Origin of the sequence: Methylobacillus sp. MM3 (assembly GCF_001645185.1) — a bacterium.
In the GTDB taxonomy this organism is placed as follows: domain Bacteria; phylum Pseudomonadota; class Gammaproteobacteria; order Burkholderiales; family Methylophilaceae; genus MM2.
Genome location: NZ_LXTQ01000011.1, coordinates 1 through 13857, shown reverse-complemented (window position 1 = coordinate 13857; position 13857 = coordinate 1). Strand labels below are relative to the sequence as shown.

The following is a 13857-nucleotide window of genomic DNA, read 5'->3' as shown; positions in this document are numbered from 1 at the left end:
TGGGGGCAACCAGCCATCCCTGGCATCGTTCATTGCAAGGCTTTGTTTTACAAGAGATGCAGCGCTGGCACATCACTTGCAATCATTCCAGGCAAGCGATCACTCCATCGTGTTCCTCTCTGCCCCGTCAAGGCATAACAACATAACGCCTGACGGGTCTTTTTTTGCCTCCCGCGCGCTATAATCCTGTAATTGATCCAGCGGCCTCCAGCATGAACCTTATCCGCGAACAGGACTTCGTCGACAGCATCGCCGATGCCCTGCAATACATCTCCTATTACCACTCGCCCGACTTTCTGCATGCAATGCACGCCGCATGGCAGCGCGAGCCATCGCCCGCCGCGCGCGACGCCATTGCGCAGATACTGGTGAACTCCTATCTGTGCGCCGAAGGCCAGCGCCCGCTGTGCCAGGACACCGGCATCGTCACCGCCTTCGTCAAGGTCGGCATGCAGATAAGCTGGGATACCGACAAGAGCTTGCAGGATATGGTCGATGAAGGCGTGCGCCGCGCTTACCGCAATCCGCACAACGTGCTGCGCGCCTCCATCGTCGCCGACCCGGCAGGAAACCGCAAAAATACGCGCGACAACACGCCCTCCATTGTGCATGTCGAACTGGTACCGGGCGACAAGGTGGATATCCGCATTGCAGCCAAAGGCGGCGGCTCCGAAAACAAGGCCCAGCTCGCGATGCTGGAGCCTTCCGACGATATCGTGGAATGGGTGCTGGAAACCGTGCCCAAGATGGGCGCCGGCTGGTGCCCGCCCGGCGTGCTTGGGCTAGGCATCGGCGGCACGGCGGAGAAAGCCGCGCTGCTCGCCAAGGAGTCGCTGATGGCGCCTATCGACATTCAGGAACTAAAAGCCCGCGGCCCGCAAAATCGCGCCGAGGAATTGCGGCTGGAGCTCTATGAAAAGGTCAATCGCCTGGGCATAGGCGCACAAGGGCTGGGCGGCCTGACCACGGTACTGGACGTCAAGGTGATGGATTACCCGACGCACGCCACTTCGCTGCCGGTGGCACTGATTCCCAACTGCGCCGCCACGCGCCATGTGCATTTCACGCTGGACGGCAACGGCCCGGCAAAATTGCCCGCCCCAAAACTGGAAGACTGGCCGCAGATTGCGCTTGATGCGGGCGCCCCCATGCGTCGCGTGAATCTTGACGCATTGACCGCGGCTGATATCGCGCAATGGCAACCCGGCGAAAAACTCCTGCTCTCCGGAAAACTTCTGACCGGCCGCGACGTCGCGCACAAGCGCCTGTCGGAAATAGCCGCGCGCGGCGAAGCCATGCCGGTGGATTTCCGCAATCGCTTCATTTATTACGTCGGCCCGGTCGACCCGGTGCGCGACGAAGTCGTCGGCCCCGCCGGCCCAACCACCGCGACCCGCATGGACCGCTACACCGACTTCATGCTGGAACATACCGGCCTGCTCGGCATGATAGGCAAGGCGGAGCGCGGCGAAGCCACCATCGAGTCCATCCGTCGCCACAAATCGGTTTACCTGATCGCCGTCGGCGGCGCGGCTTACCTGGTTTCCAAGGCGATCAAATCCGCACGCGTCGCCGCCTTCGCCGAACTCGGCATGGAAGCCATCTACGAATTCGATGTGGAAGACATGCCGGTGACCGTTGCAGTCAATACCGAAGGCCACTCGGTACATGCCAGCGGGCCATCGGAATGGCGTGCAAAGATCGGCACCATCCCGGTGTTTACGGAATAAGCGATGGTGCAGCTTTTTACCCCGCTCAAACTTCGCGAACTCGAACTCAAGAACCGCATCATCGTATCGCCCATGTGCCAATACTCGGCGGATGGCGGCATACCCAACAACTGGCATCTGGTGAATTACGGCAGCCGCGCCGTGGGCGGCGCCGCACTGGTCATGGTGGAAGCCACCGCTGTCTGCCCCGAAGGCCGCATCACGCCGTGGTGTACCGGCATCTGGTCGGATGCGCATACCGCTGCGTTCCGGCCCATCACCGACTTCGTTCGCGCCCAGGGTGCCATACCGGGCATACAGATCGCTCATGCCGGGCGCAAGGCTTCCTGCACCCAGCCGTGGACAGGCAGTCAATATTTGCCGATAGGCGCCGGCGGCTGGCAGACAGTCGCACCGTCCGCCATTCCCTTCAGCCCGGCGCACGGCACACCGCACGCCCTGAGCATTGAAGAAATCGACGGCATCGTCGAGCTCTTTGTCGAGGCCGCTTGCCGCGCCCTGGCTGCGGGATTCGAAGTCGCCGAAGTGCATTGTGCGCACGGCTACCTGCTCAATGAATTCCTCTCGCCGCTCGCCAATCAGCGTGACGACGAATATGGCGGCAGCCTGGAAAACCGCTGCCGCCTGCCGCTACGCGTTGCCAGGACAATACGCGACCTGTGGCCGGCACAATGGCCGGTGCTTGTGCGTATCTCAGCAACGGACTGGGTAGAAGGCGGTTGGGATCTGGCGCAATCGATACAATTCGCCAAATGGCTGAAAGAGATCGGCATCGACCTGATCGACTGCTCCACCGGCGGCATGGTGCCAGATGTGACGATTCCTGCCGGGCCCGGCTTTCAAGTGCCTTTCGCCGCGGGCGTGCGCAGGGAAGCCGGCATCGCCACCGGCGCGGTTGGCATCATTACCGAGCCGGAGCAGGCAGAGAGAATTCTGGCCAATGACGAAGCCGACGCCATTTTCCTCGCGCGCGAACTACTGCGCGACCCTTACTGGCCGCTGCGAGCCGCACGAGAACTCGGCGCGGATGTGGCATGGCCGAACCAATACGCACGAGCAAAAAGATAATCCGGGAGAGAAATCGAATGAAATGGACTGATGTACAACAAATCGCCGAGGAGCTTTACGACCAGCACCCCGACGTCGATCCGCGCACGATACGCTTTATCGATCTGCACAATTTCGTGGTCGGGCTGGAAGATTTCGACGACGACCACAGCCGCGGCGGGGAAAAAGTGCTGGAAGCGATCCAGGCCGCCTGGATCGCAGAGGCCGAATAAAGCTAGATCGTGCGGGAGTAGCGCGGCTTATCGGCTGCCTGCTGCCGCAGATAGCCATCGAACGCCATTGCGATATTGCGCAGGAATACGCGACCAGCCTCGGTGACGCGTATGGTTGCCGGCTCCAGGACCACCAGGCCGTCCGCGTGCATTTCCTTCAAGTCTTCCAGCGCATCGGCGAAGTGGCTGTCGAAATCGACACCCCATTGCTCGCCGAAGGCCGCCTTGTCCAGTTCGAGATCACACATGATCTGGGTAATGGCTTCGCGCCGCAGCTTGTCCTCGCGGGAAATGCGCAAACCGCGCTCGATGGGCAGATTGTCGGCCTCGACCATTTCGCGATACTCCGACAGCACCTTCACATTCTGCGCATAAACGTCGTCGGTCTGTGAAATGGCCGAAACGCCGAATGCCAGGATGTCGCAATTCTTGTGCGTGGTATAACCCTGGAAGTTGCGGTACAGCGTTTTGGCCCGTTGCGCCTTGACCAGCTCGTCGTCGGGACGCGCGAAGTGGTCCATGCCGATATACACATAGCCCGCGGCGGTCAGCTTTTCCAGTGTCAGCTTCTGCAACGCAAGGCGCTGCTCCAGGTGCGGCAGCGTTTCTTCGACGATCAGTTTCTGATGCTTTTTCATCCACGGTACGTGAGCGTAATTGAATACCGCGAAGCGATCCGGCGCCATCGCGATAACTTTGTCCAGCGTGCGCTCAAAAGTCTCAGGCGTCTGGTGCGGCAGGCCGACCATCAGATCGAAGTTGACGCTCTGGAAACCCTCGTCGCGAATCCAGTCATACACTTCGCGAATCAACGCTTCCGGCTGCACGCGGTTCACCGCATGCTGCACCTTGTCGTCCAGATCCTGCACGCCCAGGCTGACGCGGTTGAAGCCGCTTTGGCGCAGAGCGCGGATATGTTCGATCGTTAGCTCGCGCGGATCCATTTCACAGCTGATTTCCGCGTCCGGGGCAATCGTGAATCTGCTCGCGAGATAATCGTATAACCGTCGTATATCGTCCGGATGCAAATACGTCGGGGTACCCCCTCCCCAGTGCAACTGGCGCACCTTGCGTTCGGGGCTGGTCAGCGCCGCGATGCGGTCGATTTCACGGAACAGCACTTCCAGATACGCGGTGGCCTTGCTGTAATCCTTGGTCGCAATCATGTTGCAGCCGCAGTAATAGCAGAGCGTGTCGCAGAAAGGGATATGGGTATAGAGCGAGATGTCGCGTCCCTTGTCCTGCGTGGCGCGAAGCTCTTCTTCCCACTGCGCAGGCCCGAAGCTCTCGTGGAAATAAGGCGCGGTCGGATATGACGTGTAGCGCGGTCCGGCCTTGCAGTATTTGTGCAGCAGTTCGGTTGAGAATTCCATGGCAGACATTATATCAGACATAAATATCTTTTTAGTAAAAAGTCAAACGATAACAAAATCAATGTGGTATTGACTTCCTGCCCGGACAACCCAAAATGGCATGCAATGAAGGATAAACCCGTCCGAAAGACGGGGGCACAAAGCAACCGGCCTACCGCAGTGTTCACTGTACGGCAGCGAGGCTGCCGGGAAGTTAAGTTTTCCGTCATCGTCCTGGCGGGTTTTCTTTTCATTAAAAAATAAAAACCAACGAAAGACCCAGCATGCCTGCCATCCAGCTTAAAGATTACTGTTTCGCGCATCAACCCATACTCGATGCCGACGGAAATACCGTTGCGATAGAACTGTTATACCGCGATGCCCAGCCCGAAGCGGGAAACGCCTTCGACGACACGACAGCAACAGCCAATGTCATCCTCAATGTATGCAGCCATCTGGGCATGATCGAATTGATGGGCAAGCGCAAGCTTTTCATCAATGTTGCCGAGGATCTGCTGCTGAGCGATTCGATCACTTTGCTGCCCAAGGACAAGGTGGCGCTGGAACTTCTCGAACACATCAAAATCACCGATGAAATCCTTGCGCGCGTGCGCGAGCTCAAGGCGATCGGTTATGAGTTTGCACTGGACGATTATGTCTTTCATTTCGACCCGTGCCCACTGTTCGATCTCGTCGACATCGTCAAGGTCGACATACTGCAAGCCGACCTGAATGCACTGGATGAGCTGGTCGCTTATCTCAGGCAGTGGCCCTGCAAGCTGCTTGCGGAGAAAGTGGAAAATGCGGATATACACCAGGCCTGCCTCAAGGCCGGTTTCGATTTATTTCAAGGGTACTATTTTGCATATCCAACCCTGCATGGCGGACGCATTACGGACCCTGCGAAACTGGTTGTCCTCGACCTGCTTACCAGGGTAAGCAGCGATGCCGATCTGGACGATATCGAAGCCTCGTTCAAGGGCAATCCCGGCCTGACTTATAACCTGTTGCGTCTGCTCAGCTCTCCTGCATTCTATACATCGCACAAGATCGGCTCAATTCGACAAGCGATCCAGATACTCGGCATGCAGCAACTGGGCCGCTGGTTACAGGTATTGCTCTATACGCAGCAAAACGAGCAATCCTGCCTTTCGCTGCTGGAACTGGCAGTGCATCGCGCCAGGTTGATGGAACTGATGGCAAGCTCTGTCGACGCGGCTCCGGAACAAGCCTATGTCGCGGGCATGCTTTCACTGGCGGATTGCGCGCTGGGCATGTCGATGGAAACCATTATTCAGCACCTGAATCTTGTCGAAGGAATCCATCGCGCCTTGCTGAAACGCGAAGGCGATCTCGGCCGATTGCTGCGCATCTGCGAAAAACTTGAAAACGGCGAATTCGAGGAAGTTGCTGAAATCGTGGAATCATTAAATATTACAATATCTTCACTCATGGAAATGCAGGCCGCGTCCATCGCCTGGGGCAACCGGATGCTGCACGACCTTTTCGAACAACCCCATTAACTATGGTTAGCCACTCATGCAATTACCTAAAGAAATCTTCAAGGCTTACGACATCCGCGGCATCGTTGGAAAAACGCTCACGCCCGAAATCGTCGAAACCATCGGCCAGGCCATAGGCTCTGAAGCTACTGCCCGCCGACAGACGCAAATCTGCATAGGCTACGATGGCCGCTTGTCCGGTCCGGAACTGGCCGCAGCGCTGGCACGCGGCATCCGCAAGGCCGGCGTACACGTGATCAATCTCGGCATGGTTGCGACGCCCATGGTGTATTTCGCCGCCTGCCACCTCGGCACCAACTGCGGCGTGATGGTCACCGGCAGTCACAATCCGCCTGACTACAACGGCCTCAAGATGGTGCTGGGAGGGGAAACGCTCTCGGGCGAAGCCATTCAAGGCTTGCGAAGCCGGATCGAGCTCGGCGAGCTATTCGAAGGCGACGGCAGCTATAGTCAGTACGACATTGCGCAGGATTATATTTCCCGCATTGTCAGCGACATCAAGCTGGCGCGCCCGATGAAAATCGCCGTGGATTGCGGCAATGGCGTTGCCGGAGCATTTGCAGGCGCGCTCTATCGTGCGCTCGGCTGCGAAGTCCAGGAACTGTATTGTGAAGTTGATGGCCACTTTCCCAACCATCACCCGGACCCATCCGTTCCGGAAAATCTGGACGATTTGATAGAGGCCTTGAAAACCGGCAACGCCGAGCTCGGCCTCGCTTTCGACGGCGACGGCGACCGCCTCGGCGTCGTGACCAAGGACGGACAGATCATTTACCCCGACCGCCAACTGATGCTGTTTGCCGCGGATGTGCTGTCGCGCTCGCCGGGGGCAACGATCATTTACGACGTCAAATCGACACGCAACCTGCATCCCTGGATCGCGCAACATGGCGGCGAGCCGCTGCTGTGGAAGACCGGGCACTCCCTGGTAAAAGCCAAGATGAAGGAGACCGGCGCGGAGCTCGCCGGCGAAATGAGCGGCCATGTATTTTTCAAGGAGCGCTGGTACGGCTTCGACGATGGGCTTTACACCGGCGCACGCCTACTGGAAATCCTGAGCGCGACAGTCGATCCATCGGCGACATTGCAAGCACTGCCGGACAGCGTCAGCACCCCTGAGCAGCATATCAGGATGCGCGAGGGCGAACCTCATGCACTGCTCGCGCGCCTGACGCAGGAAGCCAGGTTCGAAGGCGCCTACCGCGTCATCGACATCGACGGGCTGCGCGTGGAATATCCGGATGGTTTCGGCCTGATGCGCGCCTCCAACACCACGCCGGTGATCGTGCTGCGTTTCGAGGCCGACAACGAAGCCGCATTGCGCCGCATTCAGGAACAGTTTCGCGGCATATTGTTAGCAGCGGCACCGCACGTGGAATTACCCTTCTGACATGTTCTCCCGCAACACCTTGATCGTCGCCATTGTCTGGGTAGCCCTATTTGCGGGACTCGTCTACCTGACGGACGAGATCCTGCATCCGAACAAGGCGGAGGATTTGGGCGATGCCGAGATTGTCGAACTGGAGCGCGATCCCAGCGGGCATTACCGCGCGGAGGCATTCATCAACGGCACCAAGGTCGGCGTCCTGGTGGATACCGGGGCAACCGGCGTGGCCATCTCGCAGGCGCTGGCGGACACGCTTGGGTTGAAAAGTCGCGTTGCTGTCAGAACAGCCACCGCCAATGGCGACACGATCTCCTATATGGTGCGGCTGGATGAAGTTCGTCTTGGCGGCATCGTCGCACGCGATGTTTCCGCCAGCATCGTCCCTGGCCTGAACGGTGATGCCCTGCTCGGCATGTCTTTTCTAGGCCGGATGGATATCCGGCTCTATCAAGGCAAAATGACTATCCGGCAAGGCGGATCCTAGGTAATCACCGTCGGCTGCTCGCGGCCGGTGCGCGTACGCAACTCGGAAATCTGCAATGCGATGCCAATCAGCTCGGACAAGGCCGCCTGCGCATCCAGAGGATGTTTCGCCACATCCGGCTCGAACGCTTCCAGATAGATGCGCAGCGTCGCTCCTTCGGTGCCCGTGCCGGAAAGGCGGAAGACGATGCGCGAACCGTCGGTGAACCCGATACGCACACCCTGCCCCGTGCTGATGCTGCCATCCACCGGATCGATATAACTGAAGTCGTCGCAGAACAGCACCTTGTAATTGCCTAGCGTCTGCCCCTGCAAGTTTGCAAAGCTGCCATGCAAATGCTTCATGACGCCGTTTGCGGCATCGGTTGGCAAGCCTTCGTAATCGTGGCGCGAATACACATTGCGCCCGTATTTCGCCCAATGCTCGTACACGATGGCTTCCACCGACTGCTTGCGCGCGGCAAGAATATTCAGCCAGAACAGCACCGCCCACAGGCCGTCCTTTTCACGCACGTGGTCCGAACCGGTGCCAAAGCTCTCCTCACCGCACAACGTTACCTTGCCTGCATCCATCAGATTGCCAAAGAATTTCCAGCCGGTCGGCGTCTCATAACAGGGGATGCCCAGCGCCTGCGCCACGCGGTCGGCGGCAGCGCTGGTCGGCATGGAGCGAGCAATCCCCGCCAAGCCGTTCTTGTAGCCCGGGACGAGCGTTGCGTTTGCGGCAAGGATGGCCAGGCTATCGGAAGGTGTCACGAAAAAACCCTTGCCGAGGATCATGTTGCGGTCGCCATCGCCGTCGGAAGCGGCACCGAAATCCGGTGCATTCTCCCCGTAGACGATGTCTACCAGCTCATGCGCATAGGTGAGATTGGGGTCGGGATGGCCGTTGCCGAAATCGGGCAAGGGCTCGGCATTCATCACGCTGCCGGCGGGAGCATTCAACTGGCGCTCCAGGATTTCACGCGCATAGGGGCCGGTTACGGCGTGCATCGCATCGAATTTGATGCGGAAGCCACCGGCAAGCAAGTCACGGATCGCCGCAAAATCGAATAGCGACGCCATCAGGTCGGCATAATCCGTGACCGGATCGATCACCTCGACCTGCATGCCGCCAAGATCGCTGACGCCCAAGCTGTCGAGGCTGATATCGGCAGCCTCCAGAATACGGTATTCGGAAATCTGCTTGCTGCGTGCAAAAATCGCTTCGGTCACTTTTTCCGGTGCCGGTCCGCCATTGGTCACGTTGTACTTGATGCCGAAATCGCCTTCCGGTCCGCCCGGATTATGGCTGGCGGAGAGAATGATGCCGCCGTAGGTCTTGTGCTTGCGGATCACGCAGGAAGCGGCGGGCGTTGAAAGTATCCCGCCCTTGCCGACCAGAACCCGCCCGAACCCATTGGCTGCCGCCATTTTCAGGATGACCTGGATCGCCTCGCGATTGTAATAACGCCCATCGCCGCCCAAGACCAGAGTCGCATTCGCGGGCGCGGAGATGCTGTCGAATATCGACTGTACGAAATTTTCAAGATAATGCGCTTGCTGAAATACTGGAACGCGCTTGCGCAAGCCGGATGTTCCTGGTTTCTGATCGGTGAAGGGCTGGGTCGGGATGGTGCGTATGGTCATCTCTATAATCCTGATTTTCTATTATTGAGGATATCTTACACCCGAGTCCGATCGGTCACGATAATCGCGGCGGACGCTTGACAGATAATCCGAACATCTACATAATGCGCGGCTCTCGGGGGCATTAGCTCAGTTGGTAGAGCAGCGGACTCTTAATCCGTTTGTCGTAGGTTCGACCCCTACATGCCCCACCAGATACAAGGCTCGCAGCAATGCGGGCCTTTTTCGTTTTACAAGCCATTAAAGTTTATCGTTTTTCTGCCGTTAGCATGCTAAGCTAATTGGCAAATGATCGAGATTGAGCATGAAAATCGATAGTTCCACCCGAACCGCGCCCCTCACTGAAAATACTACTCCTGTCGCGCGCGGCGGCAAGCAAACGCCCCAAACCGGCGGGGCGGACAAGGTTCAACTCTCCAGCATGTCCACGCAAATCCAGGCCCTGGAAACCAGCATCAATGAAGCCAGCGGCTTTGATACCGCCAAAGTCGAGGCCATCAAGCTGGCCATCAGCGAAGGACGCTATACCGTCAATCCTGACGCTATCGCCGACAAGCTGATTTCTTCCACGCGCGAACTGCTGACCCAGCAAAAAGGCTAACTCGCATCGATGGATTTTCTTCAGCAGGAACAAGCCGCTCTGAACGGATTCATCAACCTTCTGCAGCAGGAGCAAGAGGCGCTGGTTGCGGCCAACGTGGAAAAGCTGCAATCCCTCTCCGAACTCAAGCAAAAACACAGTGAGCTACTCAACAACCTGGCACAGCAACGCGTTGCCACGCTGGAACGCGCCGGGTTCAAGTCCGATGCGGCAGGCGTAGCAGCCTGGCTGGCCAGTCAGCCGGCATCGGTGAAGGAGTCCTGGAAAAAACTGCTCGAAGGCGCGCAAGTCGCCCAGCAACTGAACCAGACCAATGGCAAGCTGATCCAGACTCATATGCAGCACAACCAACAAGCACTGTCCGCCTTGATGAACGCCGCCAACCGGGCAGACGTCTACGGTGCCGACGGACAACCTCGCACCGGCCCCGGACCATCGCAGCGCATTATCGGCAAGGTCTGAAAAACCCCTGAATCAGGGCATTGCCAATGGCGGCACAACCGACGGCGGGGCCGGACGGATATCCGGATCCAGCGTCAAATCTGTTTTTTCCCCTTCGTTTTCGGCCAGAATCATCACCGTCACCCGACGGTTGCGTGCACGCCCTTCCGCCGTTTCGTTGCTCTCCACCGGCCGGTTGTCGGCATATCCAATAACCACGACTCGTTGCGAGGATACGCCATTCTCTACAAACAACCGAGTCACACTGCTGGCACGCGCACTTGATAATTCCCAGTTCGAAGGAAAAATCGGTGAAGCGATGGGAAGATTATCGGTATGACCTTCGATCTGTACCTGATGCGTATCCTTTGCCAGCACTTGGGCAACCGCCCGCAGCACACCGACGGTTTCGCTGTTGAGCACGGCTTGCGCCGGAGCGAAAAGCAGGCTGGCGTTAATTTCAATCGAAATTCCGCGATTGCTTTCGGTCACCTTGACCTGGCCGTTCTTCACCAGAGGATCCATCACGTTTAGCAAATTGCCTGCCACCGCTTTCATCTGCGTGCGCCGCGCCTGCTTTTCAGCATCCGTCTGTCCGACGATGCTGGGCTGCGCCTGCACAGGCACAGGCTGCACCTGAATTTTTCCGCTCTCCGCATTTTGCGGCGTCGGCATGGGGAGGTAGATGGGTTTGTCGCTGGTCGGAGTGTTCTTGAAGGCATCCACGATGGAGTCCGACATGATGCGGTATTTGCCTTCGTTGATCGATGAAATTGCGTACATCACAACAAAAAACGCGAATAGCAGCGTAATGAAATCGGCATAGGAAACCAGCCAGCGCTCATGATTCTCGTGTTCTTCGTGCTTTTGGCGGCGCTTAGCCATCTGGATCGGCTTAGTTGATGTAACCGCGCAACTTGGTTTCGATAATGCGGGGATTTTCGCCGTTGGCAATGCCAACCAGGCCTTCCACGACCATTTCGCGCTTGACCATTTCCCTGGCGATCAAGGCCTTGAGCTTGTTGGCGATGGGCAGGAACAGCAGGTTGGCGCTGCCTACGCCGTAGATGGTCGCCACGAACGCAACCGCGATGCCGCTGCCCAGCTTGGACGGATCGGAAAGATTTTCCATCACGTGGATCAGCCCCATGACGGCGCCGAGAATACCTATGGTTGGCGCGTACCCGCCGGCAGCCTCCCATACCTTGGCAGCCATGCGATAGTGCTCCTCGTAAGCATACATATCCACTTCCATCGCTTCGCGCAGCTTTTCGGGCTCGGCACCGTCCACCAGCAGCTGCAAACCCTTGCGTGTAAACGGATCACCCATTTCCGCCATCAGCGGTTCAAGCGACAGCAAACCGCCGCGCCGCGCTGCCTGCCCCCAGCTGGTGACATGCTGGATGACGTCTTCGAGCGCAACGACGGGCGGGACGATGACCCACTTCAGCATCTTCATTCCATCCAGAAATACCGGCAATGTGAACTGGAGCATGCAGGCGCCGAACGTTCCGCCCATGACGATCAGGAAAGCCGTCACCTGGACCAGCGAACCGATATGCCCGCCTTCGAGATACTGGCCGCCCAGGATCGCCGCCATGGAAATCAGGATGCCTACGATGCTGATAACGTCCAGTTTCATCCATTCACCCAGTCTGTCATTTTGCTGCGCAAGCGCATGATGGCCTGGGAGTGCAACTGGCAGACGCGCGATTCGCTGACACCGAGCACGGCCCCGATTTCCTTGAGGTTGAGATCTTCCTGATAATACATTGCCATGAGCAATCTCTCGCGTTCGGGCAACTCGGTAATGGCCTTGACGAGAGAAGCGCGCATGCCTTCGTCATGCAGCAACTGGAAGGGCGATGGGCGGCCATCGGCCAAGTTGAATGCGATGCTTTCGCCGTCATCGTTCTCGAAGTCATCGTAGTGGACAAGCTGATGACCGCGTGCATCGGCCAGCATTTCCTGATATTCCGCCAAAGGAACGCTCAATCTGTCGGCGATCTGCTGCTCGGTTGGCGACTTGCCGAGCTCCTGCTCCAGGCGATGAATCGCCTGCTCGATTTCGCGGGCATTCTTGCGTACCGAACGGGGCGCCCAGTCGGCCTCGCGCAATTCGTCCAGCATCGCCCCCCGGATGCGCTGGGTCGCGTAAGTCTCGAATTGCGCGCCGTGGGATTCGTCGTAATAGTTCAGTGCGTCCAGCAAGCCCATCATGCCGGCCTGTACCAGATCGTCCACCTGTACGCTCGAAGGCAGGCGGGCAGCCAGCTGATAAGCCAGACGTTTCACCAGTTGGGCATATTCCGCCACGGATTTTTGCGTATCCAGCACCGGCATGGCAATCACTTCAGCAGCGTCTGCAAAACATGCGGATCGGCTCCACGCAACAGACGGCGCATCAAGTCCGGAAAATGACCGGCCTTGTGCTCGGGGATGGGCCAGGACTGTATGGCTCCGGCCAATTGCTCGAAGAACCCGGCTTGCGGCAGGTCCGGCTGTGGCAATACGCCGAGATACTCGGGCATTACCTGCAAATGTCGGCGGCTGACTGCGGCGATGCTGCGATGCAGAGCAGAAGCCCGCGTGTGATCCACGCCGCGGAACATCAGATGGAATCTGCGCTTTTCGGCTTGATGCAGCAACTTGATGCGGGCGTACACCTCGGTTGCCGCATCGGGTTTGCCATCGCTCTGCACGATCACATCCTGGCACGCCCAGGCAAAGCCCGGACGAGTGGTCGCACCATCGACGCAGGCATGGACGAGCACCACGTCGTATTTACCCGCCAGTCTATAAAATGCGTTGACCAGGCCGATGCGTGCTTCCATTCGCGGCCGAGGCATGGTACTGACAGCTCCTCCCGCCAACAAATCGATACCGTCCGCTGTTTTCACCAATGCAGTTTCCACCTCGGACTGATTCAGCATCACGGTATTGAGATCATGCCTGGGCGTCAGGCCGAACACGGCATGCGCATCACCGGCTGCCCATAACTCATCGAGCAGCAATATTTTTTTGCCCAGATGGGAAAGCGTATAAGCCAGATTGGAAGCCGTTTCGTAAGCGGCGCCCTCGCCGGCTGAAACAATTGCCACCATGCGTCGAGTATCTGCGCCGAACAGGCGGCGCAACCCCTCGGCCTGATCGGCCAGTGCGCTAGCCAACGAAATCCCCCGGCATCACCGGTCCGGCGCTGGCCGCGACATCCCACTCCTCCGGGCGAAGCTTGTGCGCCGCATTATCCTGCCCCTTGAACGCCCGGTCGACGAGATAGAGCGCATTGGCGAGGTGCAGGTCTTCCGGCACCTTCTGGCCGTTGGTGACGTAGTGCAGGTCCAGCCCATGGCGGATCAGGCAGTCAATGGCCGGAGCAATCGACACCGACTCGTCGATCTTGGACAGGATCACCCCGTCCATGCCGGAGC

Annotated in this window: 14 protein-coding genes, 1 tRNA gene, 1 pseudogene and 1 riboswitch; of the genes and pseudogenes, 9 read left to right on the top strand and 7 right to left on the bottom strand. The window is 58.3% G+C overall.

Features of this window, described 5'->3' with window-relative positions; genetic code table 11:
* Positions 1–212 precede the first annotated feature (212 nt).
* Genes A7976_RS04285 through iscX form a run of 3 tightly spaced genes read left to right on the top strand, consistent with a single transcriptional unit; the run spans position 213 to position 3010 of the window.
* Positions 213–1730, top strand: coding sequence for a fumarate hydratase (locus tag A7976_RS04285; protein WP_067107639.1), 1518 nt, complete (start codon positions 213–215; stop codon positions 1728–1730).
* Between the two features lie 3 nt (positions 1731–1733).
* On the top strand, positions 1734–2798 hold the full coding sequence (locus A7976_RS04280; protein WP_067107635.1) for an NADH:flavin oxidoreductase/NADH oxidase: 1065 nt from the start codon (positions 1734–1736) through the stop codon (positions 2796–2798).
* A 17-nt stretch (positions 2799–2815) separates the two neighbouring features.
* Complete coding sequence (gene iscX / locus A7976_RS04275; protein ID WP_067107632.1) at positions 2816–3010, top strand: Fe-S cluster assembly protein IscX; 195 nt, start codon at positions 2816–2818, stop codon at positions 3008–3010.
* Positions 3011–3012: 2 nt separating this feature from the next.
* Here the strand turns inward: iscX and hemN are convergent, their stop codons facing one another.
* A complete protein-coding gene (hemN, locus tag A7976_RS04270) occupies positions 3013–4383 on the bottom strand; it encodes an oxygen-independent coproporphyrinogen III oxidase (RefSeq protein WP_067107629.1) in 1371 nt (456 codons plus the stop codon).
* A 101-nt stretch (positions 4384–4484) separates the two neighbouring features.
* A riboswitch (cyclic di-GMP riboswitch) is annotated at positions 4485–4573 on the top strand.
* Between the two features lie 73 nt (positions 4574–4646).
* On the opposite strand from hemN, the gene A7976_RS04265 reads away from it, so the two are divergent.
* Genes A7976_RS04265 through A7976_RS04255 form a run of 3 tightly spaced genes read left to right on the top strand, consistent with a single transcriptional unit; the run spans position 4647 to position 7756 of the window.
* Complete coding sequence (locus A7976_RS04265) at positions 4647–5885, top strand: EAL and HDOD domain-containing protein (protein WP_067107626.1); 1239 nt, start codon at positions 4647–4649, stop codon at positions 5883–5885.
* A 16-nt stretch (positions 5886–5901) separates the two neighbouring features.
* Complete coding sequence (locus tag A7976_RS04260) at positions 5902–7275, top strand: phosphomannomutase/phosphoglucomutase (protein WP_067107623.1); 1374 nt, start codon at positions 5902–5904, stop codon at positions 7273–7275.
* Between the two features lies 1 nt (position 7276).
* The gene (locus A7976_RS04255) at positions 7277–7756 is read left to right on the top strand and encodes a TIGR02281 family clan AA aspartic protease (protein ID WP_067107620.1); all 480 of its coding nucleotides are present in this window, start codon (positions 7277–7279) and stop codon (positions 7754–7756) included.
* On the opposite strand, the gene A7976_RS04250 is transcribed toward A7976_RS04255, so the two are convergent.
* Positions 7753–9384, bottom strand: a complete 1632-nt coding sequence (locus A7976_RS04250) for an alpha-D-glucose phosphate-specific phosphoglucomutase (protein ID WP_067107617.1) — start codon at positions 9382–9384, stop codon at positions 7753–7755. The genes A7976_RS04255 and A7976_RS04250 overlap by 4 nt on opposite strands.
* Before the next feature lie 118 nt (positions 9385–9502).
* Between A7976_RS04250 and A7976_RS04245 the strand changes: the two genes are divergently transcribed.
* The 3 genes from A7976_RS04245 to A7976_RS04235 all read left to right on the top strand — a co-directional run bounded on the left by A7976_RS04245 (position 9503) and on the right by A7976_RS04235 (position 10447).
* A tRNA-Lys gene (locus tag A7976_RS04245) sits at positions 9503–9578 on the top strand.
* A gap of 110 nt (positions 9579–9688) precedes the next feature.
* The gene (gene flgM / locus A7976_RS04240) at positions 9689–9985 is read left to right on the top strand and encodes a flagellar biosynthesis anti-sigma factor FlgM (RefSeq protein WP_067107614.1); all 297 of its coding nucleotides are present in this window, start codon (positions 9689–9691) and stop codon (positions 9983–9985) included.
* Between the two features lie 9 nt (positions 9986–9994).
* On the top strand, positions 9995–10447 hold the full coding sequence (locus A7976_RS04235) for a flagella synthesis protein FlgN (protein WP_067107612.1): 453 nt from the start codon (positions 9995–9997) through the stop codon (positions 10445–10447).
* Positions 10448–10459: 12 nt separating this feature from the next.
* Here A7976_RS04235 and motD read toward each other — a convergent pair whose 3' ends face one another.
* The 5 genes and pseudogenes from motD to A7976_RS15140 all read right to left on the bottom strand — a co-directional run.
* Complete coding sequence (gene motD / locus A7976_RS04230) at positions 10460–11311, bottom strand: flagellar motor protein MotD (RefSeq protein ID WP_067107608.1); 852 nt, start codon at positions 11309–11311, stop codon at positions 10460–10462.
* Between the two features lie 10 nt (positions 11312–11321).
* Complete coding sequence (locus A7976_RS04225; RefSeq protein WP_067109025.1) at positions 11322–12062, bottom strand: flagellar motor protein; 741 nt, start codon at positions 12060–12062, stop codon at positions 11322–11324.
* 2 nt (positions 12063–12064) lie between these two features.
* Positions 12065–12769: an RNA polymerase sigma factor FliA gene (locus tag A7976_RS04220; protein ID WP_067109028.1), complete on the bottom strand. Its 705-nt coding sequence runs from the start codon at positions 12767–12769 to the stop codon at positions 12065–12067.
* 5 nt (positions 12770–12774) lie between these two features.
* Positions 12775–13596 carry a hypothetical protein gene (locus A7976_RS04215; protein ID WP_067107605.1) on the bottom strand — a complete coding sequence of 274 codons (822 nt, stop codon included), beginning with the start codon at positions 13594–13596 and terminating at the stop codon, positions 12775–12777.
* Positions 13589–13857: pseudogene (locus A7976_RS15140) on the bottom strand (flagellar biosynthesis protein FlhF); the annotation flags it as partial. The gene A7976_RS04215 and the pseudogene A7976_RS15140, both read right to left, overlap by 8 nt.